Source organism: Bauldia sp. (assembly GCA_037200845.1).
Classification (GTDB): Bacteria; Pseudomonadota; Alphaproteobacteria; order Rhizobiales; family Kaistiaceae; genus DASZQY01.
In genome coordinates this window covers 392,485-419,191 of the sequence record JBBCGQ010000001.1, presented here as the reverse complement: position 1 = coordinate 419,191, position 26,707 = coordinate 392,485, and the positions used below count along the sequence as shown (strand labels likewise).

23 protein-coding genes and 1 pseudogene are annotated in these 26,707 nt (G+C 67.6%); 11 read left to right on the top strand and 13 right to left on the bottom strand.

Annotated elements, in window-relative coordinates:
* Nucleotides 1-4: 4 nt before the first annotated feature.
* The 3 genes from WDM94_02110 to WDM94_02100 form a co-directional block, all read right to left on the bottom strand.
* On the bottom strand, nt 5-490 hold the full coding sequence (locus WDM94_02110; protein MEJ0011420.1) for a GNAT family N-acetyltransferase: 486 nt from the start codon (nt 488-490) through the stop codon (nt 5-7).
* Complete coding sequence (tsaB, locus tag WDM94_02105) at nt 487-1,143, bottom strand: tRNA (adenosine(37)-N6)-threonylcarbamoyltransferase complex dimerization subunit type 1 TsaB (GenBank protein MEJ0011419.1); 657 nt, start codon at nt 1,141-1,143, stop codon at nt 487-489. Before tsaB ends, WDM94_02110 begins: the two co-directional genes overlap by 4 nt.
* A gap of 235 nt (nt 1,144-1,378) precedes the next feature.
* Nucleotides 1,379-1,939: a NifU family protein gene (locus tag WDM94_02100; protein MEJ0011418.1), complete on the bottom strand. Its 561-nt coding sequence runs from the start codon at nt 1,937-1,939 to the stop codon at nt 1,379-1,381.
* 159 nt (nt 1,940-2,098) lie between these two features.
* Between WDM94_02100 and WDM94_02095 the strand changes: the two genes are divergently transcribed.
* Nucleotides 2,099-3,688, top strand: coding sequence for an alkaline phosphatase PhoX (locus WDM94_02095; GenBank protein ID MEJ0011417.1), 1,590 nt, complete (start codon nt 2,099-2,101; stop codon nt 3,686-3,688).
* Nucleotides 3,689-3,743: 55 nt separating this feature from the next.
* Here the strand turns inward: WDM94_02095 and WDM94_02090 are convergent, their stop codons facing one another.
* The 6 genes from WDM94_02090 to WDM94_02065 form a co-directional block, all read right to left on the bottom strand.
* Nucleotides 3,744-4,238, bottom strand: coding sequence for a universal stress protein (locus tag WDM94_02090; protein ID MEJ0011416.1), 495 nt, complete (start codon nt 4,236-4,238; stop codon nt 3,744-3,746).
* 80 nt (nt 4,239-4,318) lie between these two features.
* Complete coding sequence (gene trpS / locus WDM94_02085; protein MEJ0011415.1) at nt 4,319-5,377, bottom strand: tryptophan--tRNA ligase; 1,059 nt, start codon at nt 5,375-5,377, stop codon at nt 4,319-4,321.
* Nucleotides 5,378-5,435: 58 nt separating this feature from the next.
* On the bottom strand, nt 5,436-7,004 hold the full coding sequence (gene murJ, locus WDM94_02080) for a murein biosynthesis integral membrane protein MurJ (protein ID MEJ0011414.1): 1,569 nt from the start codon (nt 7,002-7,004) through the stop codon (nt 5,436-5,438).
* Between the two features lie 157 nt (nt 7,005-7,161).
* Nucleotides 7,162-9,957, bottom strand: a complete 2,796-nt coding sequence (locus WDM94_02075) for a [protein-PII] uridylyltransferase (GenBank protein ID MEJ0011413.1) — start codon at nt 9,955-9,957, stop codon at nt 7,162-7,164.
* Nucleotides 9,958-10,237: 280 nt separating this feature from the next.
* On the bottom strand, nt 10,238-12,955 hold the full coding sequence (gene mutS, locus WDM94_02070) for a DNA mismatch repair protein MutS (protein ID MEJ0011412.1): 2,718 nt from the start codon (nt 12,953-12,955) through the stop codon (nt 10,238-10,240).
* 11 nt (nt 12,956-12,966) lie between these two features.
* Nucleotides 12,967-13,191: a hypothetical protein gene (locus WDM94_02065; GenBank protein MEJ0011411.1), complete on the bottom strand. Its 225-nt coding sequence runs from the start codon at nt 13,189-13,191 to the stop codon at nt 12,967-12,969.
* Between WDM94_02065 and WDM94_02060 the strand changes: the two genes are divergently transcribed.
* The gene (locus WDM94_02060; protein ID MEJ0011410.1) at nt 13,120-15,405 is read left to right on the top strand and encodes an NADP-dependent malic enzyme; all 2,286 of its coding nucleotides are present in this window, start codon (nt 13,120-13,122) and stop codon (nt 15,403-15,405) included. The genes WDM94_02065 and WDM94_02060 overlap by 72 nt on opposite strands.
* 317 nt (nt 15,406-15,722) lie before the next feature.
* On the opposite strand, the gene lepB (WDM94_02055) is transcribed toward WDM94_02060, so the two are convergent.
* Nucleotides 15,723-16,439, bottom strand: a complete 717-nt coding sequence (gene lepB, locus WDM94_02055) for a signal peptidase I (GenBank protein MEJ0011409.1) — start codon at nt 16,437-16,439, stop codon at nt 15,723-15,725.
* A gap of 79 nt (nt 16,440-16,518) precedes the next feature.
* A pseudogene (locus WDM94_02050) lies at nt 16,519-17,141 on the bottom strand (alpha-ketoglutarate-dependent dioxygenase AlkB).
* Nucleotides 17,142-17,319: 178 nt separating this feature from the next.
* On the opposite strand from WDM94_02050, the gene dnaK reads away from it, so the two are divergent.
* The 3 genes from dnaK to dnaJ are packed head-to-tail and all read left to right on the top strand — an operon-like array spanning nt 17,320 to nt 20,964.
* On the top strand, nt 17,320-19,233 hold the full coding sequence (gene dnaK, locus WDM94_02045) for a molecular chaperone DnaK (protein ID MEJ0011408.1): 1,914 nt from the start codon (nt 17,320-17,322) through the stop codon (nt 19,231-19,233).
* Between the two features lie 26 nt (nt 19,234-19,259).
* Entirely contained in the window at nt 19,260-19,811 is a 552-nt protein-coding gene (locus tag WDM94_02040; protein ID MEJ0011407.1) for a GNAT family protein, read from the top strand.
* A gap of 1 nt (nt 19,812) precedes the next feature.
* The gene (dnaJ, locus tag WDM94_02035) at nt 19,813-20,964 is read left to right on the top strand and encodes a molecular chaperone DnaJ (GenBank protein MEJ0011406.1); all 1,152 of its coding nucleotides are present in this window, start codon (nt 19,813-19,815) and stop codon (nt 20,962-20,964) included.
* On the opposite strand, the gene WDM94_02030 is transcribed toward dnaJ, so the two are convergent.
* Nucleotides 20,961-21,779, bottom strand: a complete 819-nt coding sequence (locus WDM94_02030; GenBank protein ID MEJ0011405.1) for a CPBP family intramembrane glutamic endopeptidase — start codon at nt 21,777-21,779, stop codon at nt 20,961-20,963. The genes dnaJ and WDM94_02030 overlap by 4 nt on opposite strands.
* 108 nt (nt 21,780-21,887) lie before the next feature.
* Here WDM94_02030 and WDM94_02025 point away from each other — a divergent pair, with 108 nt between their 5' ends.
* Entirely contained in the window at nt 21,888-22,463 is a 576-nt protein-coding gene (locus WDM94_02025; protein ID MEJ0011404.1) for an NAD(P)H-dependent oxidoreductase, read from the top strand.
* A 2-nt stretch (nt 22,464-22,465) separates the two neighbouring features.
* Here the strand turns inward: WDM94_02025 and lepB (WDM94_02020) are convergent, their stop codons facing one another.
* Nucleotides 22,466-23,362, bottom strand: coding sequence for a signal peptidase I (lepB, locus tag WDM94_02020; GenBank protein MEJ0011403.1), 897 nt, complete (start codon nt 23,360-23,362; stop codon nt 22,466-22,468).
* Between the two features lie 78 nt (nt 23,363-23,440).
* On the opposite strand from lepB (WDM94_02020), the gene pyrF reads away from it, so the two are divergent.
* The 5 genes from pyrF (at nt 23,441) to WDM94_01995 (ending at nt 26,683) form a co-directional block, all read left to right on the top strand.
* Nucleotides 23,441-24,145 carry an orotidine-5'-phosphate decarboxylase gene (pyrF, locus tag WDM94_02015; protein ID MEJ0011402.1) on the top strand — a complete coding sequence of 235 codons (705 nt, stop codon included), beginning with the start codon at nt 23,441-23,443 and terminating at the stop codon, nt 24,143-24,145.
* 9 nt (nt 24,146-24,154) lie between these two features.
* On the top strand, nt 24,155-24,442 hold the full coding sequence (locus WDM94_02010) for a DUF1330 domain-containing protein (protein ID MEJ0011401.1): 288 nt from the start codon (nt 24,155-24,157) through the stop codon (nt 24,440-24,442).
* A 193-nt stretch (nt 24,443-24,635) separates the two neighbouring features.
* The gene (dapB, locus tag WDM94_02005) at nt 24,636-25,442 is read left to right on the top strand and encodes a 4-hydroxy-tetrahydrodipicolinate reductase (GenBank protein ID MEJ0011400.1); all 807 of its coding nucleotides are present in this window, start codon (nt 24,636-24,638) and stop codon (nt 25,440-25,442) included.
* Nucleotides 25,443-26,048: a hypothetical protein gene (locus WDM94_02000; protein MEJ0011399.1), complete on the top strand. Its 606-nt coding sequence runs from the start codon at nt 25,443-25,445 to the stop codon at nt 26,046-26,048.
* Nucleotides 26,049-26,065: 17 nt separating this feature from the next.
* Entirely contained in the window at nt 26,066-26,683 is a 618-nt protein-coding gene (locus WDM94_01995; GenBank protein MEJ0011398.1) for a 2,3-bisphosphoglycerate-dependent phosphoglycerate mutase, read from the top strand.
* Nucleotides 26,684-26,707 lie beyond the last annotated feature (24 nt).

Genomic DNA, 26,707 nt, shown 5'->3' with positions numbered 1-26,707 from the left:
GCGCCTACCGAACCTGAAGCCGCATGACAAGCGCAGTGCCATCTCCGGCTGTCGGATTGGCGTAGTAGTGCTTGCGCTCGCCGGCGATCGTGAAGCCGAGGCGCTGGTACAGGCCGACCGCCGCCTTGTTGGTGCGGTCGACTTCGAGGAACAGCGCGGCGATGCGCTCGCGATAAAGCCGGCGGATCACGTCTTCCATCAGCAGCTTGCCGTAGCCGTGGCGGCGATGGCGCGCGCCGACGGCGATGGTCAGGATCTCGGCCTCGTCGGCGGCAAAGCGCACCGTCACAAAGCCGGCGATCTTGCGCGCGCCGAGCGGCGACAGCAGCCGCACCGCCAGCACGAACACCGACGGATCGGCCATCAGCGTCTGGAAATCGTGCGCGCTCCACATCCGCCGGAATCCCTCGGCGTGAATCGCGGCAAACGTCTCGACCTCCTCCGGCCGCGCGCCATCGACATGCGCGCGCCACCACAGCCGGCCGATCATCGGTGCGCGATCCTGGCCGCGCCCTGCGGCTTGGCATCGGGCGGGCGGATGTAAAGCGGCTTCGGCGCGGCCGTCGGACCGGGCGCGGCGAGCGCGACACGGCAAAGCGCGGCGATGTCGGGCGATGCGTTGCGATGGATGACGCGCGGGCGCATGTCCATCGGCAGCGCGGCGATGACGAGATCGGCGCCGGAGCCGGCCAGCGCCATGTCCCCGGTCATCTCTGCCGCGAACACCTCGGGCGAAGCGACGCGCGCCGGCCCGGCCTCGCTGCCGTCGGCGGCAAAAAACTGGCCGTAGATTTCGCCGCGGCCGGCAGCAAGCGTCGCCAGCACCGGGGTGCCCCTGGCGCCGGCGGCATGCACCAGCAGCGTGCCGATGCCCAGCGCCGGCTTGCCGGTGACCAGCGCGAAGCCGCGCGCCGCGGCGATGCCAACGCGCAAGCCGGTGAACGATCCCGGCCCGACGACGACGGCGATGCGATCGAGGTCGGCGAATTCCAGGCCCGCCTCGGCCAGCGCGCTCTCCACCTGCCCCATCAGAATCTCGGCATGGCCGCGCCCGATATTCTCGCTGCGCACGAAGGTGCGCTCGCCGTCGACCACGCCGACGGAACAGGCTTCCAGCGCGGTGTCGATGGCAAGCAGGCGCATGGGGCGGGGATAGCCTGCGAAACAGGGCGAGTCGATAGTTGGGACGCCTCTCCCTGAGGGAGAGGGCTTTGAGTCTTATGAGCGAAGCGAATTAGGCGAAAAGGGTGAGGGGTTAGGGACAGGAGTTTTAGGCGACGGGTCCCTAACCCCTCACCCTTCCTCCCTAGGCTCGCTCACGTTCGCCAGGTTCGGAAGCCCTCTCCCTCAAGGGAGAAGTGACACTGAGAGATTCCGGCTAAACCGCCACCTCCTGGATCTCGCGCACTTCCGGCACGAAATGCTTCAGCAGGTTCTGGATGCCGTGCTTCAGCGTCGCGGTGGACGACGGGCAGCCGGCGCACGAGCCGCGCATGTTCAAGAATACGACGCCGTCGCGGAAGCCCTGGAACGTGATGTCGCCGCCGTCCTGCGCCACCGCGGGACGGACGCGCGTTTCGATCAGTTCCTTGATCGTGGTGACGATCTCGGAATCCTCAGGCGCGAAAAATTCGGCGCCGCCGGTCTCGACCGGCTGCTCGCGCATGACCGGCATGCCCGACATGAAATGTTCCATGATGGCGCCGAGCACCGCCGGCTTCAGATGCTGCCACTCGCCGTCCTGCTTGGTGACGGTGATGAAGTCGCCGCCGAGGAAGACGCCACCGACGCCATCGACCGCGAACAGGCGCTCAGCGAGCGGCGAGGTCGTCGCCTCGGAGACGTCGCGGTATTCGGCCGTGCCCGAGCCCAGCACGACCCGGCCGGGCAGGAACTTCAGGCTGGCGGGATTCGGCGTGGCTTCGGTCTGGATGAACATGGCAATGCGCCCCTTCAGGCTCGATCTGCCAAGGATTTAGGCCGGGGACCCTGGAACATCAAGGTTGAGATGCGAAATGGAATAACTCTGAACTGTCATGGAGCCGCTATACACGCCCCCTATGGAGTCGCCGGTTATCGCAACCCAGGGGGTTCCATCATGAAGAAGATGCTACTTGCGACGAGCGCGCTGGTCGCGCTGGCTCTGCCGGCCGCGGCCGATCCGCTGAAGCTTTCATCCGTGCCGCTGCAACCGACCGCCGACCTCCTGTCGCCCGGCCTGGTCGAGAAACCGGTCGCGGAAGGCGCCTTTCGCCTCGAAAATCCGTCGGCGTTCATCGGCTACTACGGCTACGGCAGCGACGGTCCGCTGAAGCCGGCGAAGGGCGCGGTGCAGGCCAAGGGCATGCACGTCGAAGCGACCAAGACCGAGCCGGACAAGAACACCTACCTCGTGCTCGAAAACGCCAAGGGCGCCAGCAAGCGCTACGACTACGGCACGCACTTCGTCTTCCAGGGCCACGAGAACGGTCCGATCGACAAGGACGGCGTGCAGCACGGCGTGCTGACGCGCATCAACCTCGATGCCGACAATCGCCACCGCGTGACGCTGATGGCCGACACCGACACCGACGGCAAGCCGCTGCCGCTGATCGACGGTTCGGCCTGGGATCCCTTCGCCAAGGTGCTGCTGCTCACCTGCGAGTCGAGCAGCAAGGGCGGCGTGTGGTCGGCGACCACCGACTTCCCGTCCAAGGTGGTCAACCTGTCGCTCACCTTCGGCACCGCCGCCTATGAGGGCGTGCAGCTCGATCCGGACGGCTCGATCTGGCTGGTCGAAGACGCCGGCGGCAACGGCGGCACCCTGACCAGGAACGCCAAGCAGCCGAACTCGTTCGTCTACCGCTTCGTGCCGAAGCACCGCGACACGCTGACCGACGGCGGCAAGCTGCAGGTCCTGCAGGTGCTCGACATCTACAACAACCCGATCGCGTTCAACGACGGCAAGCCGAACGACGACATCCTGTCTCCGAACCAGAAGGCGCTGTTCGGCTACGGCAACGAGCTGAACACCAGGTGGGTCACGATCCACGACACCGACACCGACCCGGCGAAACCGTTCGATGCCAACGCGCTCGCCAAGGCGGCGGGCGGCACTCCCTTCAAGCGCCCCGAGAACGGCCAGTTCCGTCCCGGCACGAGCTTCAAGGAGTTCTACTTCACCGCCACCGGCGACACGAACACGAAGACCGAGGCGGGCGCCGAGTACGGCGGCTTCGGCGGCATCTTCCGTGTCACCCAGTCGAAGCCCGGCGCTGACAAGGGCCGCATCGCCATCGTCTATCGTGGCGACGCTGCCCATACCGGCCTCGACAACATCTCGTTCCTCGACGCCAACCAGCTGATCGCGGTCGAAGACGGCGGCGACAAGCTGCACACGCAGCGCAACGCCTACGACTCGGCCTACATCATCGACGTCACCGCCGACTACACCAGCAAGGATCCGATCCGCATGCTGGCGCAGGCGCGCGACGACCTGGCGACGATCGACGCCGGCCTGCTCGGCAAGGACGGCTACCAGAACGACGGCGACAACGAGATCACAGGCATCCACGTTTCCGACGGCAATCCGACCGTCGAAGGCCTGATCGGGACCGCGGTGCCGACCCCGTTCGAGAAGGGCTGGCGGGTTTTCTACACGCGCCAGCACGGCCGCAACATCACGTTCGAAATCGTCGCGAAGAAGTAGCCGCCGCGACCACCAGACCCAAACAAAGGGGCGCCGCGAGGCGCCCCTTTTTCGTCTAGCTGATCGCGGCGATCGCCTCGTCGTCGAGGTTGCCGGGCACGATGGTGATCGGCACCGGGAACGTGCCGGACGCCTTGCCGGCGAGAGCCGAGACCAGTGGCCCCGGCCCTTCCTTGTCGGTGCCGGCGGCCAGAACGAGGATGGCGATGTCCTCGTCGGTCTCGATCAGCTTCAATATCTCCTCGGAGCGGCCGCCCTCGCGGATCACCGGCTCGGGCTCGATGTTGCTCCAGTTGCGGATCATGTCGGCGTACTTGCCGAGCGCGGTCTCGGCCGCCTCCATCGCCTCGGCGCGCATCAGGCTTTCGACGCCGGCCCAGCTTTGCGGGTCTGGCGGCACGATGACGTAGAGCAGCACCAGCCCGCCGCCGGTGTGCTCGGCGCGGCGCGCAGCAAAGCGCACGGCGCGGGCGCACTCGGGCGTGTCGTCGATGATGACCAGAAATTTGCGGCGGTGGCCGGCTTCGGTGCTGCGGCGTTTGGCTGCCATGGCGGGGATGGTGGCACCGATGATGGGCATCCGGCAATCGGCAACAGGCATTCGATTGCCGGATGCCGAATGCCGATTGCCTACTGCCGCTTCGCCCCGACGAAGCCCACGATTTCCTTGACGTTCGCCAGCACCGGCCGCGATAGCGCGTCGGCGCGCTCGGCGCCGTCGGCGAGGATCGCGTCGATGTGCGCCGGGTCGGCGAGCAGGCGGCGCATCTCGGCGGCGATCGGCGCCAGTTTCGAGACGGCGAGATCGGCGAGCACCGGCTTGAATTGCGAGAACTGCGAGCGGCCGTGGTCGCGGAGCACGTCTTCCTTGGTGACGTCGGCGAGCGCGGCGTAAATGCCGACGAGGTTGTCGGCCTCGGGCCGCGTCTTCAACCCCTCGATGTCGGAGGGCAGCGGCTCGGGGTCGGTCTTCGCCTTGCGCAGCTTGGTCACGATCGTCTCGGCGTCGTCGGTCAGGTTGATGCGCGAATAGTCCGACGGGTCCGACTTCGACATCTTCTTGGTGCCGTCGCGGAGCGACATGACGCGCGTCGCCGGGCCGGTGATGATCGGCTCGGTCACCGGGAAAAACGCGTCGCCGTGGCCGTTCGCGGCGATCGACTCGGCGAAATCGTTGTTGAACTTGATCGCGATGTCGCGGCAGAGCTCGAGGTGCTGCTTCTGGTCGTCGCCCACCGGCACGTGCGTGCCGAGGTAGGCGAGGATGTCAGCCGACATCAGCACGGGATAGTCGTAGAGCCCGATCGACGCGGCCTCGCGGTCCTTGCCGGCCTTCTCCTTGAACTGCGTCATGCGGTTCAGCCAGCCGAGGCGGGCGACACAGTTGAAGATCCACGCCAGCTCGGCGTGCGCCGATACCTGGCTCTGGTTGAAGACGATGTGCTTCTTCGGGTCGATGCCGGCGGCGATGAACGCGGCCGTCACCTGCCGCGTTGCGGATGCCAGCTCGGTCGGCCCGCCCCACACCGTCATCGGCACGGTGATCGCGTGCAGGTCGACGACGCAGTAGATGCACTCGTGCGTCTTCTGCAGCTCGACGAAACGCTTGATCGCGCCGAGGTAGTTGCCGAGGTGCAGGTTGCCGGTCGGCTGGACGCCGGAGAATACGCGGGGGGTGAACTTGGTCATGGCAATTCCAAAAGGCTGGGCGCGTTCCAATAGGGCGGCGCCTTGCGGCGCGCAAGCGTCAGACCTTGCGGCGGCCGGGCAGGAGGGAGCGGACGATACGGCGGAAATCGACGACGCCGGTGAAATGGCAGAACAGCGCGAAGAAAATCACGCCGATGGCGACCAGCGCCACCATGACGCCGGCGCGGATTATGAGGCGGTCGGCGAGCAGCCACGGCGATAGCGCCCACGCCGCGGTGTAGATGACGACGCCCATCAGCACCGAGGCCAGCGCCAACAGCGGCAGGCGGCGGCGGAGGTTGGCGTCGCTGTTCATGTGGCCGCGGCGGCGGAGCACGAAATAGAGGATCAGCGTGTTGACCCAGGCGGCGATAGAGGTCGCCGCGGCGATGCCGACGTGGGCGAACCAGTGGAACAGCGCGAAGGCGGCGACGACGTTGACCACCATCGACAGCGCGCCGGACCACATCGGCGTCGAGGTGTCCTCGCGGGCGAAGAAGCTCGGCTGCAGCACCTTGATCGCGACGAACGCCGGCAGGCCGACCGCATAGGCGGCGAGCGCCGGCGCGGTCGCGGCGGTGTCGGCGGCGGTGAAGGCGCCGCGCTCGAACAGCACCGCGAGGATCGGCCCGGGGATGACGAACAGCGCCACGGTCGCCGGCAGCGTCAGCGCCGCGGCGAATTCGATGGCGCGGTTCTGCGTGTGGTCGACGACGTCCTGCTGGCCGGCGCCCAGCGCACGCGCCAGATCGGGCAGCAGCACGATGCCGATGGCGATGCCGACGATGCCGAGCGGCAACTGGTAGAGGCGGTCGGCGTAATAAAGCCACGACACGGCGCCCGGCTGCAGCGACGCGATGATGGTGCCGACGACGATGTTGATCTGGGTGACGCCGCCGGCGAGGATCGACGGACCGGCCAGCCACGTCAACCGCTTGACGCCCGGCGTCCAGCGCGGGCGGATCAGGCGAAATTTCAGCCCCGCCCGGTGGCAGGCGTACCAGAGCGCGGCCAGTTGCAGCGCGCCGCCGACGGTGATCGCCGAGGTCAGCCACACGCCGGCCGAGACGGTGCCGATGTCGCCCCAGACGTAGATGGCGATGAGCGCCGCGATCAGCACGACGTTGAGCAGCGAGGGCGAGAAGGCGGCGGCGGCGAAGCGCCCGATGCCGTTCAGCGCGCCGGACAGAAGCGAGACCAGCGAGACGAGGAAGAGATAGGGAAACGCGATCCGCCCGAGCAAAACGGTCAGATCGAACTTCTGCGAGTCGGAGGCGAAGCCGGGCGCGAGGCCATAGGTCAGCCACACCATGCCGACCTCGGCGAGGATGGTGACGACGAGCAGCGCGGCGGCGAGCGAGGCGAGCGCCTCCTCGGCGAATTTCCTGGCGGCCTCCGGCCCCTCGGTCTGGTGGCCCTTGGTGAACAGCGGCACGAACGCCGAGGCAAACGCGCCCTCGGCGAACAGGCGGCGGAAGAGATTGGGCAGGCGCTGCGCGACGAAATACGCGTCGGCGACGTAGCCGGTGCCGAGCGCGGCGGCGATGAAGATATCGCGGATGAAGCCCAGCACGCGGCTCGACGCGGTCGCCGCACCGACGGTGGCGAAATTTTTCAGGAGGGACATGGGCTGCCGCTCGTGGTCCTCCCCCGCACAGCGGGGGAGGTGGCGCCGCGAAGCGGCGATAGAGGGGGCTTTCGGTGGCGCGGGCCGCGCCCTCCATCATGCTTCGCATGGTCCCCCTTCCCCGCTTCGCGGGTGAGGACCGATACCGAGCCGCTTCTCACGCCAGTTCCCGCTTCTTCGCGCGGGCCGGCTCCAGCGCCACCCCGCCGAAAGCCGCCAGCAGGCGCCGGCGCACGGCCGCCTCGCGCGACGCGTTGTTGATCTTGTGGCCGACGAGATCGGTCACGTAGAAAACGTCGACGGCGCGCTCGCCGAAGGTGACGATGTGCGCCGAGGCGATGTTGAGATTCAAATCGGAGATGGCGCGCGTCAGGTCGTAGAGCAGGCCCGGCCGGTCGAGGCCGGACGCCTCGATGACGGTGAACTGGTTCGACCACGAATTGTCGACGAGGATGTTGGTCTCGAGCGTGAACGCCTTCTGGCGGCCGCGCGGCTGGCCGCTTTTCGCCGCCACGATCTCGGGCAGGCGCACGGTGCCGGCGAGCGCCTGCTCGATCAGTTCGCCGATCTTGCGGGCGCGGCGGAGCTCGTCTTCCTCGTTGTCGAATTCGCGGCTCACCGAGATCGAGTCGAGCGCCTGGCCGTCGGTAGTGGTGAACACCTGCGCGTCGACGATGTTGGCGCCGGCCGCGGTGCAGGCGCCGGCGATGATCGACAGGAGACGCGGATGGTCGGGCGCGACCACCGTGATCTCGGTGATACCCTCGAAGGCATGCGTCGAAACCGCGGTCGCCAGGCGCCGGCCGCTCCGCGACACGTCGCGCAGCAGCGCCGCGTGCGCCACCTTGTGGGGCAGGTCGACGCGCAGCAGATAGGCCGGATAGTGGCGGCGGACGTAGGCGTCGCGGCTGCCCTCCGGCCAGTCGGAATATTCGTCGGCGAGCGCCTCGGACAGCTCCTTCTGCGCCTCGGCGACGCGGCGGTCGCGCGACACCTGGCTGTGGCCGCCGGTGAGGAACGGCTCGGTCTCGTAGTAGAGCGTACGCAGCAGTTGCCCCTTCCAGCCGTTCCAGACGCCCGGCCCGACCGCCTTGATGTCGGCCACCGTCAGCACGAGCAGCATGCGCAGCCGCTCCATCGACTGAACGATCGCGGCGAAATCGGCGATGGTCTTGCGGTCGTTCAGGTCACGCGACTGCGCCGTGATCGACATCACGAGATGATGCTGCACCAGCCACGCCACCGTCTCGGTGTCCGCCGGCGATAACCCAAATCGCGGACCGAGCTTGCGGGCGATCTTCGCCCCAGCCTCGGAATGATCGTCCGGGCGGCCCTTGGCGATGTCGTGCAGGAACAGCGCGACGTAGAGCAGCACGCGATCCTTGATCCCGGGCATGATCTCGTTTGCCAGCGGATGCGCCTCGGCGAGGTCGCCGCGCTCGATCTCGGCGAGCACGCCGATGGCGCGGATCAGGTGCTCGTCGACCGTGTAGTGGTGATACATGTTGAACTGCATCATCGACACGATCTTGCCGAACTCGGGCACGAAGCGACCGAGCACGCCGGCCTCGTTCATGCGGCGCAGCACCAGCTCGGGATTGCGCTTCGACGACAGGATCTCGAGGAACAGGCGGTTGGCCTCTTTGTCCTCGCGCAGTTCCGCGTCGATCAGCTTCAGCGAGCGCGCGATCTCCTGCATGGCGTCGGGGTGGAAGGCGAGATCGTAGCGATCGGCAAGATGGAAAATGCGGATCAGGTTCACCGGATCGCGGGCGAAGACCCTGGCGTTGGCCGTATTGATGCGGTCGTTGTCGACGACGAAGTCGGTCGAGCCGGGGATGACGCGCGTGCGCCGGCGGCCGATGCGGAAGAAACGGTTCAGCCCCGGCGTCGCCTTGGCGTGGCGCTCTTCCAATGCGGCGCAGAAGATGTTGGTGAGATCGCCGACGTCCTTCGCGACCAGGAAGTAATGCTTCATGAATCTTTCGACGTCGCGCAGGCCTGGGTGCGACGTGTAACCAAGCCGCTTGGCCATCTCGCGCTGGACGTCGAACGACAGCCGCTCCTCGGCCCGCCCGGTCATGAAATGGAGGTGGCAGCGCACGGCCCAGAGGAAATCCTCGGCCTTGCGGAACAGTTGCAGCTCGGCCTTGGAGAAGACGCCGACCTTGACCAGCTCCTCGCGGCTTTTGACGCGATAATAATATTTGGCGATCCAGAACAGCGTGTGGAGGTCGCGAAGACCGCCCTTGCCTTCCTTGACGTTCGGCTCGACGAGGTAGCGCGAGGCGCCCTGCTGGCGGTGGCGCTGGTCGCGCTCGGCGAGCTTGGCCGCGATGAACTCGCGGCCGGTGCCCTTCACCACCTCGGCATCGAAACGCGCGTTCAGCTCATCGGCGAGCGGCTTGTCGCCGACGATGTAGCGCGCCTCGAGCACGGCGGTGCGGATGGTCATGTCGGAGCGCGACAGGCGGATGCATTCCGAGAGACTGCGCGTCGAATGGCCGACCTTGAGGCCGAGGTCCCAGAGGAAATAGAGGATGAACTCGACGATCGCCTCGCCTTTCACCGTCTGCTTCGAGGGCAGCAGAAAAAGAAGATCGACGTCGGACCCCGGCGCCAGCATGCCGCGGCCATAGCCGCCGACGGCGACGACGCTCATGCGCTCCGCCTTCGGCGCCTTGAAGACATGATCGACGGCGAGGCCGTAGAGGGCGAAGATGATGGCGTCCTGCAACTCGGAGAGGCTGTGCGCGCACTCGGTGCCGCGGCCGTTGGCGATCAGCCGGCGCTCGGCCACCGCGCGCCCTTCGGCCGTCACCTTCTTCAGGTGCGCGACGATCGCCAGCCGCGCCTTGGCGGACAGCTCGCCGCCCTTGCCGGCCAGCGCGATCAACCGGGCGCGCAAAGCTTCGCCGTCGATCTCGAAGGGCGCGGCGACGGGCTTGTTCATTGGCGGCAATGACTTAGGGATTCGGTGGCGGGCAAGCTATAGGTTTCGCAGGCGAGATCAAAGCACGCCCGGAGTCACCCATCCATGAAGATGGCGTCGAAAGGCGGGCGCCCTGCCATCAATGGGTTGGTTAATCAGCCTCCTCCCGCTTATCCCCGCGAAAGCGGGGACCCAAGGGCAACCAGCCAGCGAACCGCGAGGGGACAACACTCACAACCCCACGCCCGGATCCCCGCTTTCGCGGGGATGAGCGGAGACAAGGGAAGCCGGGCACATACGACTATTTTTCCTGCTCCCGCCGAGCGGCCTTCAGGTTGTACAGCGTCTCTAGAGCCTCCTTCGGCGACATGTCGTCCGGGCGGATCGCATCCAGCATCGCAGTCAGCGGATCGACCGGCGGCTCGGCCTTCCGGGCGGCGGTGAACAGCGGCAGGTCGTCGATCAGCGTGTGGACCGGCGCCTTGCGGTCGGTCTCCTCGAGCTGCTTCAGCACCTCGCGGGCGCGCTCGACGACCTTGGCCGGCAGGCCGGCAAGACGCGCCACCTGGATGCCGTAGGAACGATCAGCCGAGCCGGGCACGATCTCGTGCAGGAAGATCACGTCGCCGTGCCATTCCTTGACGCGCACGGTGACGTTGACCAGCCGCGGCAGGCGCGCGGAGAGCGCCGTCAGCTCGTGGTAATGCGTAGCGAACAGGGCGCGGCTCCTGTTGACCTCGTGCAGGTGCTCGATCGCCGCCCAGGCGATGGACAGGCCGTCGAAGGTCGCGGTGCCGCGCCCGATCTCGTCGAGGATCACCAGCGCGTGCGGTCCCGCCTGGTTGAGGATCGCCGCGGTCTCGACCATCTCGACCATGAAGGTTGAGCGGCCGCGGGCGAGATCGTCGGCGGCACCGACGCGTGAGAACAGCCGGTCGACGACGCCGATGTGCGCGGCCTTGGCCGGCACGTACGAACCGATCTGCGCCATCACCGCGATCAGTGCGTTCTGGCGCAGGAACGTCGATTTGCCCGCCATGTTGGGGCCGGTGACCAGCCAGATCGAGCCGGCGGCGCCGGCGTCCTTCGGGCCGAGGTCGGCGTCGTTGGCGACGAACGCGGTGTCGCCGGCGCGCAGCGCCTGCTCGACGACGGGATGGCGCCCGGCTTCGATCTCGAAGGCGAGGGAATCGTCGACCGTCGGACGGGCGTAATTTTCCGCCTCGGCGAGCACCGCCAGCGAGGACGCCACGTCGATCACGGCCAACGCGTCGGCGACGTCGCGGATCGCGTTGGCGTGCGCCGCGATATCCACGACGAAACCGAGGAACACGTCGAGCTCGATCGCCAGGGCGCGCTCGCCGGCGCCGGCGATCTTCGCCTCGAGCTCGGTCAGTTCGCTGGTCGTGAAGCGCACCGCGCTCGCCAGCGTCTGGCGATGGATGTAGCGCGCGTTGAGCGGCGGCTGGAACAGCGGCGGGGCGGCATTGGTGCCGACCTCGATGAAGTAGCCGAGCACGTTGTTGTGCTTGATGCGCAGCGCGCGGATGTCGGTCTCGGCGGCGTAGTTCGCCTGCAGCGAGGCGACGATGCGGCGGCTGTCGTCGCGCAGCTTGCGCGACTCGTCGAGATCGGGCCGGTAGCCGTCGCGGACGAAGCCGCCGTCGCGTTTCAGATGCGGCAGGTCGTCGGCGAGCGCCGCCGATATCGACGCGACGAGATCGGCAGGCGCCGCCGCCAGTGCTGCGACGGCGTCGGCGATTTCCTCCGGCACATCCGGGCCGGTGCCGATGCGCGTCGCGATGGCGATGCCCATCGCCAGGCCGGCGCCGATCGCGGCGAGATCACGCGGCCCGCCGCGATCCATGGTCAGGCGCGACAGGGCGCGGGCGAGGTCGGGCGCCGCCTTGAGGTCGGCGACGATGCCGTCGCGCCGGCTGGTATCGGCCAGCATCCACGCCACCGAGTCCAGCCGCCGGGCGATGGTCCACGGGTCGGTCGAGGGGCCGGCGAGGCGCCGCGCGAGGAGGCGCGCGCCGGCACCGGTCACGGTGCGGTCGATGGCGGCGATCAGGCTGCCCTGCCGCGCGCCCGACAACGTCTGCGTCAGTTCGAGGTTGGCGCGCGTCGCCGCGTCGATCAGCATGGCGTCGCCGGCACCTTCCGCCACGGGCGGCGACAGGGGCGGGCGCTCCTTGATCTGCGTCTTCTCGACGTAGGCCAGCGCCGCCGCCGCCGCGGTCAGTTCGACTCGGGTGAAGCTGCCGAAACCGTCCAGCGTGCGGACGCCGAAATATTCGGCCAGCCGCCCACTGGCTGTGCTGCCGTCGAAGAATGCCGCGGCGAGCGGGGTCACCGCGGCGCCGAGCTGGCGCCAGAACGCGGCCAGCTCCTCGTCGGCGAACAGCGCGTCGGCGACGAGCACCTCGCGCGGCTCGATGCGGGCGAGGTCGGTGGCGAGCCGCGCCCTGTCGGTCGCGGCCAAACGGAACTCGCCCGTCGAAATGTCGATCCAGGCGATGGCGTAGACGTCGGCGCCGTCCGCGCCGCCGCGCTGGCGCGCAACCGCGGCGAGATAGTTGTTGCGCCGGCCGTCGAGCAGCGCGTCCTCGGTCAGCGTGCCGGGCGTCACCAGGCGGATGACATCGCGGCGGACCACCGACTTCGAGCCGCGCTTGCGCGCCTCGGCCGGGTCCTCGATCTGCTCGCAGACCGCGACGCGATGGCCGAGCGCGATCAGCTTCTGCAGGTACTGGTCCGCGGCGTGGACCGGAACGCCGCACATCGGAATATCGGCGCCCTGATGCTTGCCGCGGCGGGTCAAAGTGATGCCCAGAGCCCTAGAGGCGACCTCGGCGTCGTCGAAGAACATCTCGTAAAAGTCGCCCATCCGGTAGAACAGCAGGCAGTCCGGATTGGCGGTCTTGATCTCGATGTATTGCGCCATCATCGGCGACGAGGGCGCCCCTTGAGGTGCGCCCCCGTCGTTGTCTTCAGCCGTGTCCGCGCGGGTATCCATCGCCGGGGAAGCTAGCAGATGCGGCCGCACGCTTCGACGGCAGCAACGCCGGTTTCCGCAACTGCGCGTTCGCGCCGGTTGTCAGCCCGGTCGACGGTGATAAAGTCCCGGCCCTCCCGCAGAATAAATGGGCGCAGGGCGCGCCCTTCCCCGGACACCAGAACATGGCTGAGAAAAAGAAACCGGCGGCGAAAGCCGGCGTCTCCGTTACCGATCAGGAAGCGTTGAAATTCCATTCCGAGGGACGCCCCGGCAAGCTGGAGGTCGTCGCCACCAAGCCGATGGCGACGCAGCGCGATCTGTCGCTCGCCTACTCGCCCGGCGTCGCCGTGCCGGTGCGCGCCATCGCCGATGACCCCAGCGCGGCATACGACTACACCGCCAAGGGCAACATGGTCGCCGTCATCTCGAACGGCACCGCGATTCTCGGCCTCGGCAATCTCGGCGCGCTCGCATCGAAGCCGGTGATGGAAGGCAAGGCGGTGCTGTTCAAGCGCTTCGCCGACGTCGACGCCATCGACCTTGAGATCGACACCGAAAACGTCGACGAATTCATCAACAGCGTGCGCTATCTCGGGCCGTCGTTCGGCGGCATCAACCTCGAGGACATCAAGGCGCCGGACTGCTTCATCATCGAGTCGCGCCTGCGCGAGCTGATGGACATTCCCGTGTTCCACGACGACCAGCACGGCACGGCGATCATCGCCGCCGCCGGCCTGATCAACGCGCTGCACCTTACCGGACGCGACATCGCCACGACCAAGGTGGTGTGCAACGGCGCCGGCGCTGCCGGCATCGCCTGCATCGAGTTGATCAAGACGCTGGGCGCCAAGGCCGAGAACATCTTCCTCTGCGACACCAAGGGCATCGTCTACCAGGGCCGCAAGGAAGGCATGAACCAGTGGAAGTCGGCGCACGCCGTCGAGACTTCCAAGCGGACGCTGGCGGAAGCGATGGAAGGCGCCGACGTCGTGCTCGGCCTCTCCGCCAAGGGCGCGCTCTCCGACGCCATGATCAAGTCGATGGCGGAGAAGCCGATCATCTTCGCCATGGCCAACCCCGACCCGGAGATCACGCCGGAGGAAGTCGCAGCGATACGCGACGACGCGATCGTCGCCACCGGCCGGTCGGACTATCCGAACCAGGTCAACAACGTGCTGGGCTTTCCCTACATCTTCCGCGGCGCGCTCGACGTGCGCGCGACCACCATCAACGAGGAAATGAAGACCGCCGCGGCGCAGGCGCTGGCGGCGCTGGCGCGCGAGGACGTGCCCGACGAAGTCGCCGCCGCCTACCAGGGCGTGCGGCCGAAATTCGGTCCGGCCTACATCATTCCGGTGCCGTTCGATCCGCGCCTGCTGTCCGAGATTCCGGCGGCGGTGGCGCGGGCGGCGATGGATTCGGGCGTGGCGCGGAAGCCGATCCCCGACATGGCGGCCTACAAGATGCAGCTATCGGCGCGGCGCGACCCGATCGTCGGCACGCTCCAGCGCATCTACCAGCGCGTGCGGCGCTCGCCGAAGCGCGTCGTCTTCGCCGAGGGCGAGGAGGAGCAGATGATCCGCGCCGCCGCCTCGTTCGTGAACCACAAGCTCGGCACCGCGATCCTGATCGGCCGCGAGGAGACGGTGCGGACCGCGGCGGAGCGCGCCGGCATCGACATCCGCGAGGGCGTCGAGGTGCACAACGCGCGCCTGTCGAAACGCAACGCCGACTACGCCGACTTCCTCTACGCGCGCCTGCAGCGCAAGGGCTACCTGTTCCGCGACGTGCAGCGCCTGATCAACAACGACCGTAACCATTTCGGCGCCTGCATGGTGGCGCTCGGCGACGCCGACGCGATGGTCGCGGGCGTCAGCCGCAACTACTCGGTGGTGCTGGAGGACGTGCGCCGCGTCATCGACGCCAAGCCGGGGCACCTGGTCATCGGCGTGTCGATCATCCTGGCGCGCGGCCGCCTGGTCGTCGTCGCCGACACCGCGGTGCACGACATGCCGTCGCCGCAGCAGCTTGCCGATATCGCCGTGGAAGCGGCGGGCGTGGCGCGCCGCATGGGCTATGTGCCGCGCGTCGCGCTGCTCGCCTACTCGACGTTCGGCCAGCCGGAGGGCGAGCGCGCCAAGAAGATCCGCGAGGCGGTGGAAATTCTCGACCAGCGCCGCGTCGATTTCGAATACGACGGCGAGATGGCCGCCGACGTGGCGCTGAACCCGAAGGCGATGGCGGCGTATCCGTTCTGCCGCCTCTCCGGCCCGGCCAACGTGCTGGTCATGCCGGCTTACCACTCGGCGGCGATCTCGACCAAGATGGTGCAGGAACTCGGCGGCTCGACGGTGATCGGCCCGCTGCTCGTCGGCCTCGACAAGCCGGTGCAGATCGTCTCGCTGGCGGCGATGGATTCCGACATCGTCAACATGGCGGCGCTGGCGGCGTATAACCTCGGCGGTTGAGGGACCGCCAGTGGCGACCGCAAAGATATTGCGGCGTGGAAGCGAGCAAATCGTGCGCTTTCCACATTCAATCCGCCTGCGGGCCGGTGAGGTCGATGTCGTTCGCGAGGGCGACGAGATCGTACTGAAACCGAGGAAAGTGCGGCCTGCCAAGGCTGCAAAAACCTTCTTTGGTACGCCGCTAGCTTGGCCGTGATCCTCCGGCCTGACCGGAGGATCAGCGGCTTCCTTGAGGCGCGGTAAACTGGCGATGCTCGCGTGATCCTCCGGTCAAGCCGGAGGATCACGGGTGTGTGTCGGCGGCTATGCCCGTCCTGCTAATCCAGCTTCGTCAGATACCGCCGGTCGGCGCAGGTCAGGCCCTCCTCGGGCGTGCAGCCGTGCAGCGAATAGAGGATGGCGCGCGAGCGGCCGATCAGATTTTCGACCGGGATGTAGCCGAGCGACTCGAAGCGGCTGTCGGCGGAGTTGTCGCGGTTGTCGCCCATGACGAAGATGCGGCCGGCCGGCACGATGTAGATGCCGGTGTTTTCCTGCGGACGCAGGTCCGACTGCATGATGACCGGATGCGTGTAGCCGCCGGGCAGCGTCTCTTCGTATTCGTTCACCTGCACGGGGGCGCCGCCGAACTGGCGGTAGGCGTAGGTCTTCACGAATTTCCGCGGCGCTTCGACGCCGTTGATGATCAGGTGGCCGTCGGTGATCTGGATGCGGTCGCCGGGCAGGCCGATCAGGCGCTTGACCAGCGTCTCGCCGGTGGTCGGGTGGCGGAAGAGCACGATGTCGCCGCGGTCGGGCAGGCGGGCGAACAGGCGGCCGTCGGTGAAGGGCAGCTTGGGCAGCGTCACCAGCGGCGCCGAATACGGCCCGATGCCGTAGTCGAACTTGGTGGCGATCAGGCGGTCGCCGACTTCCAGCGTCGGCACCATGCTCTCGGACGGAATGTAGTACGTGGCAAACGCGACAGTCTTCAGGATGAACGTCAGGAGCGCGGCACCTACGATCGTGCGCGTCCACTCGGCAGCGTATTTCATTGTTTCCCTCTACCCGCCCGAAAATCCGGCGGAGCGGAGCGCACCTTGGCGGCAGGATTGGGGCGGCGCAATCCGTCGTTCAGCCCGGTTTGACTATCCGGCGGAGCGTCAGGTTGATGCGGCCGCCGTCCGGAAACCAGTCGCGGAGCAGGGTCGAGGTGCCGGGATAGAGGCGATCGACACCGTGGAAGGCGAGACGCGATGCGCCGCCCAGCACGACGACATCGCCGGAGGCGAGGCGCAGCGACCGCGTCGGGTCGGTGCGGCTGGTGCCGCCAATGCGGAACAGGCAGGTGTCGCCCAGCGAGATCGACACCACCGGCGCGGCGAAATCCGCCTCGTCGCGGTCCTGATGCAGACCCATCTTCGCCGCCGGCTCGTAGCGGTTGACCAGGCAGGCTTCCGGGTCGTGCGGGTAGTCCGCGACCGTCCGCCAGACTTCCAGCACCATCGCCGGATTGGCGGCCACGCGCTCCCAGTCTCCGGATGGGTCGGCTGATAACGATAGCCATGCTCACGATCGGAAACCCAGCCGAGCGACCCCATATTGGTCATGCGCACCGAAAACGGCTTGCCGGTGCGCGGCATGGTCGGCTGGAAGAAGGGCGCCGCCGCTTCGGCCCGGCGCAGCTCGGCAACCAGCCGCTCCTGCCCGGCGCGGTTGAGGTAGCCGGGCAATATCCGGAAGCCGGGCGCGTCCATGGTCACAACATTCCGGAATCCGCCAAAACCAGCGCTTGCGGCGCATTTCGCCCGTTCTTATATACGGCCAGAAGCCACACGCCCTGTCTTCGACGGGGACATTTGATTTCAGCATCAGGGGGCCGAATCGGGGGCCGCATTGGACCCATCCGGTCTGCCGACAGGAGACATAAGAGACATGGCTAAAGTAATCGGGATCGACCTCGGCACGACCAATTCGTGCGTCGCGGTCATGGACGGCAAGAACGCCAAGGTTATAGAGAACGCGGAAGGCGGGCGCACGACGCCCTCGATCGTCGCGTTTACGGACGACGGCGAGCGCCTCGTCGGCCAGCCGGCCAAGCGCCAGGCGGTCACCAACCCGGAGCGCACCTTCTTCGCGGTGAAGCGCCTCATCGGCCGCCGCTACGACGACCCGATGGTCGACAAGGACAAGGGCCTCGTCCCCTACAAGATCGTGAAGGCGCCGAACGGCGACGCATGGCTTGAGGCGGACGGCAAAAAGTACTCGCCCTCGCAGATCTCCGCCTTCACGCTGCAGAAGATGAAGGACACCGCCGAGGCCTATCTCGGCGAGAAGGTGACACAGGCGGTCATCACCGTACCCGCCTACTTCAACGACGCGCAGCGCCAGGCGACCAAGGACGCCGGCCAGATCGCCGGCCTCGAGGTGCTGCGCATCATCAACGAGCCGACGGCGGCGGCGCTCGCCTACGGCCTCGACAAGAAGGAAGGCAAGACGATCGCGGTCTATGACCTCGGCGGCGGCACCTTCGATATTTCCGTGCTCGAAATCGGCGACGGCGTGTTCGAGGTGAAGTCGACCAACGGCGACACGTTCCTCGGCGGCGAAGACTTCGACATGCGGCTGGTCAACTACCTGGCCGACGAGTTCAAGAAGGACCAGGGCATCGACCTCAGAGGCGACAAGCTCGCGCTGCAGCGGCTGAAGGAAGCCGCCGAGAAGGCGAAGATAGAGCTGTCGTCCGCGACGCAGACCGAGATCAACCTGCCGTTCATCACGGCGGACGCGTCCGGCCCGAAGCATCTCACCATGAAGCTCACCCGCGCCAAGTTCGAGGCGCTGGTCGACGACCTCATCCAGAAGACGGTCGGTCCGTGCAAGGCCGCGTTGAAGGACGCCGGCCTGACGGCGGCCGAGATTCAGGAAGTCGTCCTGGTCGGCGGCATGACGCGCATGCCGAAGGTGCAGGAAGTCGTGAAGCAGTTCTTCGGCAAGGAGCCGCACAAGGGCGTCAACCCGGATGAGGTCGTCGCCATCGGCGCCGCCATCCAGGCCGGCGTGCTGCAAGGCGACGTCAAGGACGTGCTGCTGCTCGACGTGACGCCGCTGTCGCTGGGCATCGAGACGCTCGGCGGCGTGTTCACGCGCCTCATCGACCGCAACACGACCATCCCGACGAAGAAGGGCCAGACCTTCTCGACCGCCGAGGACAGCCAGAACGCAGTGACCATCCGCGTCTTCCAGGGCGAGCGCGAGATGGCGTCGGACAACAAGCTGCTCGGCCAGTTCGACCTCGTCGGCATTCCGCCGGCGCCGCGCGGCGTGCCGCAGATCGAAGTCACCTTCGATATCGACGCCAACGGCATCGTCAACGTGAGCGCCAAGGACAAGGGCACCGGCAAGGAGCAGCAGATCCGCATCCAGGCCTCGGGCGGCCTGTCCGATGCCGACATCGAGAAGATGGTGAAGGACGCGGAGGCGCATGCTTCCGAGGACAAGGAGCGGCGCGCGCTGGTCGAAGCCAAGAACCAGGGCGAGGCGCTCGTGCACTCGACCGAGAAGTCGCTCAAGGACTACGGCGACAAGGTCGCGGCCGCGGACAAGACCGCGATCGAGACGGCGCTGGCCGATCTCAAGTCGGCGCTGGAAGGCGAGAGCGGCGATGCGATCAAGGAAAAGACCAGCACGCTGGCGCAGGTGTCGATGAAGCTCGGCGAGGCGATGTACGCCGCCTCGCAGGCGAACGCCGGCGGTGACGCGCCCGACGGCGATGCCGGCCCCAAGAACGAGGACGTGGTCGACGCCGACTTCGAGGAAGTCGACGACGACAAGAAGAAGTCGGCCTAACCGCCAAGCGTTCGGGTAGCCGCCCCATGGACATCACCCTTCGCCCGGCAAGACCGGAAGACGCGGAGGAGATGGCGCGCTGGTTCGTTGATCTCGACGAACTCGCGCAGTGGGGCGGCCCGGACGTCCGCTTCCCGCTAACGCAAGAGCAGATGGCGGGCTGGATCGCCGAGATCGCGCGCGAGATGCCGCGCCTCTGCTTCACCGCCGTCGATGCCGACGATACGCCCATGGGCCACGTCCAGTTTCTCCACGATCCGCCGAAGAAGTGGGCGCGCCTCGGCCGCTTCGCGGTGGCGCGCCACCGGCGCGGCGAAGGCTTCGGCCGCACGCTGTTCGACCATGCGGTGCGCTTCGCCTTCACCGAACTCGCCGTCGACCATCTGGCGCTCGCGGTTTTGCCGGAGAACCGGATCGCGCACGGCATGTACGAGCGATCCGGCTTTAACGACGAAACGCAGAGCCGCAGCGTGCGCGCCGAAGACGGCGTGGCGTACGTGGTGAACATCATGGGCCTGACGCGGCCCGACTGGATCAAGTTGTCGGGCGTCCGTGGCGACGCAGCGAAGGTGGCCTGACGTGGCGGCGAAAGCGGATTTCTACGAGGTGCTGGGCGTCGTGCGCACGGCCGACGACAAGACGCTGAAGGCGGCGTTCCGCAAGCTCGCCATGCAATATCACCCGGACCGCAACCCCGGCGACAAGAACGCCGAGATCAAATTCAAGGAAGTCGCGGCGGCCTACGAGGTACTGAAGGACCCGCAGAGCCGCGCCGCCTACGACCGCTTCGGCCACGCCGCCTTCGAGAACGGCGGCGCCGGACAGGCGGCCGGCTTCCCCGGCGACTTCGGCGCGACGATGTCGGACATCTTCGACAACATCTTCGGCGACATGATGGGCAGCGGCGGACGCCGCGGCACCAATGCGTCGCGCGGCGGGCGCGAGCGTGGCGGCGATCTGCGCTACAACATGGAGATCACGCTCGAAGAGGCCTACGCCGGCAAGACCGCCGAGATCGCGGTGCCGACCAAGATCGTCTGCAAGACGTGCTCGGGCTCGGGCTCCAAGCCAGGCTCGTCCCCCAAGACCTGCCCGACGTGCGAAGGCCAGGGCCGCGTGCGCGCGGCGCAGGGCTTCTTCTCGATCGAGCGCACCTGCCCCACCTGCCAGGGCCGCGGCGAGGTGATCGCCGACCCGTGCGTCGAGTGCCACGGCTCGGGGCGCACGACCGAGGACCGCAAGCTCAGCGTCAACATTCCCTCGGGCATCGAGGACGGCACGCGCATCCGGCTGGCCGGCGAAGGCGAAGCCGGCCTGCGCGGCGGCCCGTCCGGCGACCTCTACATTTTCCTGTCGATCAAGCCGCACGAATTCTTCCAGCGCGACGGCGCCGACATCTTCTGCCGCGTGCCGATCTCGGTGACGACGGCGGCGCTCGGCGGCGAGTTCCAGGTGCCGACCATCGACGGCGGGCAGACGCGGGTGAAGGTCCCCGACGGCACGCAGACCGGCAAGCAGTTCCGCCTGAAGTCGAAGGGCATGCCGGTGCTCAGATCGCAGCGCGTCGGCGACATGTACATCCAGGTCGCGGTCGAGACGCCGCAGAACCTCAGCCGCCGCCAGCGCGAGCTGCTCGAGGAATTCGAGAAAGTGAGCTCGGCGGAGAACAATCCCGAGTCGACGGGATTTTTCGCGCGGGTGCGCGATTTCCTCGAGGGACTGGGCGGCTAGCCCGCCTCCGCGGGCATGACGGCGGCAGCCGCCTCGTCGCGCGCGACGTGCCGCAGCAGATACAGCCCGTAAATGAAATTCGGCAGGATGAGTGCGAACGGCGCCAGCGCCAGCGCGCCCAAGCTGCCAATGCTGGTGGGCGTGCCCGGCGCGTCCGGCATGGAAGCGAGGCGCGTCGCCAGCCCGACCGCGGTGGTGACCAGCGTGAAATCCCACAGGCCGTGGAGGATTATCCCAGGGTAGATCGAGCGCGTGCGGATGCGGATGGCCATGAAGGCGATGCCGGTCATGAACGCCGTCACCGCCTGGATCGACGACGCGAGGAAGTCGCCGGTCGAGATGCCGTTGAGGATATGCACGGCGCCGAACAGCAGCGTGCTCACAAGTATCGCCGGCCAGACGGAGAAGCGGCTGCGCAGGCCCTGATAGAGAATGCCGCGGCAGGCGAGTTCCTCCGAGATGCCGACCATCACCGTGTTGCCGAGGATGACCAGCATCACCGGCAGCGGCGGCAGGCCGACGACGAGGCCGAGCCCGACGAAGAAGACGACGTACAGCGCCGGGAACCAGATCAGCCGCAGCGAGCCCGGCTGCGGCGCGTTGAGGCCGACGTCGCGCCAGCGGAAGATGACGATCGCCGCGACGAGGAAGGCGATGGCAACCGGCAGATTGAGCAGCAGGCGATCGGACACCGCGGCGTCCAGCGCCTGCGTGCCGCCGACGTGCGCCCACAGGCGCGAGAGGAACACGGTGATCAGCGCCCAGCCGACGAAGACGGCGAGGGAGAGAAGCGCGCGGGGCAGGGCGTTCTGCATGGTTTGAACCAAGCGCACAAAGCGGTTAGCAATTGGTCACCTGTCGTTAGGGGATGGGGGCGCTAGCTGCTTTCGTCGATCGACGCGTTCTTCTACCGGAACCCGCCCATGCCCTCCGCCCGCATCCTTGTATTCGCCGGCTCGATTCGCACCGGCGCATTGTCCGGCAAGCTTGCGGCAGCAGCGGCCAAGGAGATCGCGCTCGCCGACGCCGACGTCACCACCATCTCGCTCGCCGACTACCCGCTGCCGATATTCAACGGCGACCTCGAGGTGGAGAAGGGCGTGCCGGAGAACGCGACCAGGCTGGCGCAGCTCATCGCCGCCAACCAGGGCATCTTCATCTCGACGCCGGAATACAATCACGGCCTGCCGCCACTGCTCACCAACGCGATCGCCTGGGTGAGCCGGCTGCGCCATACCGGCACCCTGCCCTATCGCCACAAGGTCTATTGCCTCGGCGCGTCGTCGGACGGCCGCTACGGTGGCGCGCGGGCGATCATCGAACTGCGCAAGATCGTCGCCATCGGGCTGCAGGGCGTCGTCATTCCGCTGCGCGTCGAGTTGCCGATGGCGCAGCACGCCTTCAACGAATCCGGCGACCTGATCGACGAAGGCGCGATGCACTCACTGAAGTCGGCCTCGCGCCAGCTCGTCGATTTCGCGCGCCGCCTCGCCGACTAGCGCTACTCCGGCGTCGTGCCGATGCGCGACCTGTCGCGCGACCAGTAGATGCCGCCGACCGTGCCGATGATGTTCGCGGCCGGGACGCCGCCGACTTCGCGCATGCGGCTGTCCTGCGCGTTATCGCGATTGTCGCCGAGCACGAAGTAGCGACCCGCGGGGACCTCGAACAAGGCCGTGTTGTCGCTCACTCCGTTCTGCAGCTCGTCGAGAACAAGGTGGGTCGCGCCGCCGGGCAACGTCTCGCTGTAGACCGTGCCGTACTCGCCCGGCACCTGCATGTCCGTCCCGGTCAGCGTCGCCGGCGCGCCGTTCAGTTGCAGTACGCCGTTCAACATCTGCACGCGGTCGCCCGGCAGGCCGATGACGCGGCGGAGATAGGCGATGCTCGGGTCGCTCGGCAGCGCCATCGCAATGAGCGTGCCGCGCTCGGGCGCGCGGGCGGTGCCGTCGACGAGGATGTAGTCGCCGGCCATGAGCGTCGGCGCCATCGATCCGCTCTCGACCGAGAACGTGCGCACCGCCGGCTTGAACACGAACAGCGACAGCAGCACGAAGCCGGCAACTACCGCGCTGTAGACCCAATTCCGATTGTACGGTTGCGGCCGGAATTCGGTTTCGTGGAGCGCGATGCGGGCGCTGTCGACGATGAAGAACAGCTCGGCCGCGCCCTCCAGCAAGAACGTGGCGAAGTAGACCACCGGCCGCGCCAGATGGCCGCCAAGCGCGGTGGTCGTGGCGATGCTGAAAGCCAGGAAAACCAGCGCCGCGACGAGCGCCCGCCGCGGCCTGCCGACGTAGAGATAGCCGGCGGCGCCGAAGCTCGCGATCGCGAACAGGCCGGCGGCCCACCAGCGGCGCGGCGCGGTCTCCGAATCTTCCACGGCGGCGTCCCCCATTGCGCGCGATGGTAGGTGAGGCACAACCGTGGCGCCAGCGCTTGACGCTCGCGCCTCGATCCGCGACAAGCCGGCACCATGAAGATTCCCGCGCGCGACCGGCTGATCGTCGCCCTCGACGTGAAAAGCGTCGCGGAGGCGGAAGCGATGGTCGCCCGCCTCGGCGACAGCGTCACCTTCTACAAGGTCGGGCTGCAGCTCACCTTTGCCGGCGGCCTCGGCTTTGCCGAGCGGCTGGTGCGCATGGGCAAGCAGGTGTTCCTCGACGTCAAGCTGCTCGACATCGACAACACCGTTGCCGGCGCGGTGCAGAGCATCGCGGCGATGGGCATGACCTTCGTCACCATCCACGGCTACCCGCAGGCGATGCGCGCCGCGGTCGGCGCGCGCGGCGCGGCGCGGCTGAAGCTGCTCGGCGTCACCGTGCTGACCTCGATGGACCAATCCGATCTCGCCAACGCCGGCTATGCCGGCACGCTGGCGTCGCTGGTGGCGCTCCGCGCCGCCGACGCGCGCCTCTCCGGCATGGACGGCGTCGTCGCCTCGCCGGCCGAGACCGCGGCGGTGCGCACCATCGTCGGGCCGGACATGGCAGTGGTCATCCCCGGGATACGGCCGAGCGGCAGCGACGCCGGCGACCAGAAACGCATCGCGACGCCGGCTGCCGCGATCCAGGCCGGCGCCGACTATCTCGTCGTCGGCCGGCCGGTCACCGCCGCGGCGGATCCGAAATCCGCGGCCGACGCCATCGTCGCCGAAATTGCACTCGCCGCCGGCAACTAGGAGCAACACATGGCCAAGGGCTACTGGGTCGTCCGCGTCGACGTTTCGAACGCCGACGAGTACGCGAAATACGCCATGGGCAACCCGGCGATCTTCGCCAAGTTCGGCGGCCGCTTCCTCGCCCGTGGCGGCAAACACGCGGTGGTCGAAGGCACGGGGCGGGCGCGCAACGTGCTGATCGAGTTTCCAGACTTCGAAACCGCGCTCGCCTGCTTCAACTCGGCGGAATACAAGGCGAACATGAAGCTGCGGGCCGGCCACGCCACGGCGGATATTGTCGTGGTCGAGGGCACGTAAGCGCGACCTCGACAGACCTGGAGCGCGGGCCTGTCGTCTTCATTCTCGCTCCCCTCGCCCTCTCATCTCATCCCCTCTCCCTGGAGGGAGAGGTGACTAATTGGAGGTTGCGGCAAGGCGCAACCTGATTTGCGCCGCGTTGCCCTCGCCAAACAGCGCGGCTATACCCGCCCGACCAAGGGAGCGAGACGAAATGGCCGACATGCGACTGCTCGTCGTCGGCGCCGCCGGGCGCATGGGGCGCACGCTCGTCCGGTTGCTCGCCGAGACGCCGGGCGTGACGCTCGCCGGCGCGATCGAGCGCAGCGGCGCGCCGGATATCGGCAAGGACAGCGGCGAGCTTGCCGGCATCGGGCCGAACGGCATCGCCATCACCGCCGACGCCCTGCCGCTGTTCGCCGCGGCCGAGGGCGTGCTCGACTTCACGACGCCGGCCGCGACCGTCGTCTACGCCGAGTTCGCGGCGCAGGCGCGCATCGTTCACGTCATCGGCACCACCGGGCTCGGCCCGGCGGAGGAAGCGAAGATCAAGGCGGCGGCGCCGCACGCGGCGATCATCAAGTCGGGCAACATGAGCGTCGGCGTCAATCTCGTCGCCGGGCTCGTGCGCCAGGCGGCGAAGGCGCTGGGGCCCGACTTCGACGTCGAGATTCTCGAGATGCATCATCGCCACAAGGTCGATGCGCCGTCGGGCACGGCGCTGATGCTCGGGCGCGCGGCGGCGGAGGGGCGCGGCATCGAACTCGACGCACATTCCGTCCGCGGCCGCGACGGCATCGCCGACGCGCGGCGGAGTGGCGACATCGGCTTTGCGTCGCTCCGCGGCGGCTCGGTCGTCGGCGAGCACAGCGTGATCTTCGCCGGCGACGGCGAGACGATCGAGATCACCCACAAGGCGGGCGACCGCGCACTCTTCGCCCGCGGCGCCATCCGCGCCGCGCTGTGGGGCCGCGGGCGCAAGCCCGGCCTCTACTCCATGACCGACGTGCTCGGCCTATGATTGGCCGCGCCGCGTTCCTCGCTCTGCTGCTCATGGCGCTGCCGGCGCACGCGCAGGATTATCCCTACTCCGGCTTCTTCTCGAGCCAGGGCCGCCGACGTCAGCCCGGAAGATGCGCAGCTCGCCTGCGCCTACAGCTTCTTCCGCCAGAAGCCGGACGGCACGTTCGTCGGCTACGAGATCGACAAGTTGGCGTTCCTGACCGACGGGACGCTGCGCTACGAACGCTACGGCGAGGGCAACTGCACCATCGACGCCGATCGCGTCGAGGTGTGCACGACAACGGCAAGCTCGGACAAGGACGAGATCGGCGCGTCGTATTTCGACGTGATGACGGTGATCGACGCCGACACCGTCGGCTCGCAATTCTTTGAAACCAGAGCGGCCGCGACCGCCTACGCCACCAGGGCGCAAGGCCGGCCAAGCTTTGAATCGCATTTCGTGCGTTGCAACGGCTTCGACGAGACGGTGCTCGGCGACGCGCTCACCGACAAGATGACCACGCTGTCGACCGACGACCAGGGACCGCTGCAATCGCCGGAATTCGACGAGGCGTCGCGCGCCACGATGCGCGCCATACTGACGAAACTCGGAACCCAACCCTGACGGAAACGGAAAACACGATGGACCGCCTGCTCGTGCTCGTCCGCCATGGACAGAGCGAATGGAACCTCAAGAATCTTTTCACCGGCTGGCGCGACGTCGACCTTACCGACGTCGGCGTCGAGGAGGCGAAAACCGCCGGGCGGACGCTGAAGGCGAAGGGTCTCGGCTTCGACCTGACCTTCACCTCCGTGCTGAAGCGGGCGCAGCGCTCGCTCGACCTGATGCTCGGCGAGCTCGGCCAGGCGAACCTGCCGGGGACGCGCGACGTGGCGCTCAACGAGCGCGACTACGGCGACCTCACCGGGCTCAACAAGGATGACGCGCGCAAGAAATGGGGCGAGGATCAGGTGCACATCTGGCGCCGCGCCTACGCGGTGGCGCCGCCCGGCGGCGAGTCGCTCCGCGACACCGGCGCGCGGGTCTGGCCGTATTACATCCACGCCATCCAGCCGCACGTGCTGCGCGGCGAACGGGTGCTGATCGCCGCGCATGGCAACTCGCTGCGCGCGCTGATCATGGCACTCGACGGGCTGACCGCCGACGAGATCGTGAAGATGGAACTCGCGACCGGCGTGCCGGTGGTCTACCGGCTCAACGCCGACTCGACGGTGGCGAGCAAGGAGACGCTAGCTTAGTTAGCGCTATGGCTAATTAAGATA

Bases quoted from the DNA above. Each gene is read 5' to 3' on its own strand.
- lepB (MEJ0011409.1), bottom strand. From the start codon at position 16,439: ATGAAATACGCTGCCGAGTGGACGCGCACGATCGTAGGTGCCGCGCTC.
- WDM94_02010 (MEJ0011401.1), top strand. From the start codon at position 24,155: ATGGCCAAGGGCTACTGGGTCGTCCGCGTCGACGTTTCGAACGCCGAC.
- tsaB (MEJ0011419.1), bottom strand. From the start codon at position 1,143: ATGCGCCTGCTTGCCATCGACACCGCGCTGGAAGCCTGTTCCGTCGGC.
- dapB (MEJ0011400.1), top strand. From the start codon at position 24,636: ATGGCCGACATGCGACTGCTCGTCGTCGGCGCCGCCGGGCGCATGGGG.
- pyrF (MEJ0011402.1), top strand. From the start codon at position 23,441: ATGAAGATTCCCGCGCGCGACCGGCTGATCGTCGCCCTCGACGTGAAA.
- dnaK (MEJ0011408.1), top strand. From the start codon at position 17,320: ATGGCTAAAGTAATCGGGATCGACCTCGGCACGACCAATTCGTGCGTC.
- murJ (MEJ0011414.1), bottom strand. From the start codon at position 7,004: ATGTCCCTCCTGAAAAATTTCGCCACCGTCGGTGCGGCGACCGCGTCG.
- WDM94_02090 (MEJ0011416.1), bottom strand. From the start codon at position 4,238: ATGGCAGCCAAACGCCGCAGCACCGAAGCCGGCCACCGCCGCAAATTT.
- WDM94_02060 (MEJ0011410.1), top strand. From the start codon at position 13,120: ATGGCTGAGAAAAAGAAACCGGCGGCGAAAGCCGGCGTCTCCGTTACC.
- WDM94_02030 (MEJ0011405.1), bottom strand. From the start codon at position 21,779: ATGCAGAACGCCCTGCCCCGCGCGCTTCTCTCCCTCGCCGTCTTCGTC.
- WDM94_01995 (MEJ0011398.1), top strand. From the start codon at position 26,066: ATGGACCGCCTGCTCGTGCTCGTCCGCCATGGACAGAGCGAATGGAAC.
- WDM94_02075 (MEJ0011413.1), bottom strand. From the start codon at position 9,957: ATGAACAAGCCCGTCGCCGCGCCCTTCGAGATCGACGGCGAAGCTTTG.
- WDM94_02110 (MEJ0011420.1), bottom strand. From the start codon at position 490: ATGATCGGCCGGCTGTGGTGGCGCGCGCATGTCGATGGCGCGCGGCCG.
- WDM94_02025 (MEJ0011404.1), top strand. From the start codon at position 21,888: ATGCCCTCCGCCCGCATCCTTGTATTCGCCGGCTCGATTCGCACCGGC.
- WDM94_02100 (MEJ0011418.1), bottom strand. From the start codon at position 1,939: ATGTTCATCCAGACCGAAGCCACGCCGAATCCCGCCAGCCTGAAGTTC.
- WDM94_02040 (MEJ0011407.1), top strand. From the start codon at position 19,260: ATGGACATCACCCTTCGCCCGGCAAGACCGGAAGACGCGGAGGAGATG.
- WDM94_02065 (MEJ0011411.1), bottom strand. From the start codon at position 13,191: ATGGAATTTCAACGCTTCCTGATCGGTAACGGAGACGCCGGCTTTCGC.
- mutS (MEJ0011412.1), bottom strand. From the start codon at position 12,955: ATGGATACCCGCGCGGACACGGCTGAAGACAACGACGGGGGCGCACCT.
- trpS (MEJ0011415.1), bottom strand. From the start codon at position 5,377: ATGACCAAGTTCACCCCCCGCGTATTCTCCGGCGTCCAGCCGACCGGC.
- lepB (MEJ0011403.1), bottom strand. From the start codon at position 23,362: ATGGGGGACGCCGCCGTGGAAGATTCGGAGACCGCGCCGCGCCGCTGG.
- WDM94_02095 (MEJ0011417.1), top strand. From the start codon at position 2,099: ATGAAGAAGATGCTACTTGCGACGAGCGCGCTGGTCGCGCTGGCTCTG.